Below are 381 nucleotides of genomic sequence, written 5' to 3' on the forward strand. Positions count from 1 at the left end.
AATTATTCGATATCTACTCTCAAAAATGGAACGTTGATAGAGACAACTTTATTATAAGTCTCGACCGTCTATTGCTCATACTTTCTCAATCAACATTAGGAGATTTTATCCTTGAACAGAAATACAAATTATATCAACTATCTATTGAAGAATGGTTTCTCATTTCACAAATCTATTTAACAATGAATGGTTGGTATCCTACTATTTCACCACTTCTTCTTGTCTTCATATGACAGTTTTAGTACCAAATATCTGTTTGCAAAGAGATGCATCAGATCAGTCCCAATCGCAATCGATATCTGCTGACATTTTTTCTGAAAATCTATCAACATCTCAATGTGGTATGCGACAATGTCGTGATCGAAGTTGTCGTTTCTGTTA

1 protein-coding gene is annotated in these 381 nt (G+C 33.3%); it reads left to right on the forward strand.

The features are described 5' to 3' along the window. Positions 1-233: hypothetical protein (locus tag D7Y04_RS46330; protein WP_233601897.1), on the forward strand; the 233-nt coding region annotated here is incomplete at its 5' end. Positions 234-381 lie beyond the last annotated feature (148 nt).

The organism is Corallococcus sp. AB038B (assembly GCF_003668955.1).
In the GTDB taxonomy this organism is placed as follows: domain Bacteria; phylum Myxococcota; class Myxococcia; order Myxococcales; family Myxococcaceae; genus Corallococcus; species Corallococcus exiguus.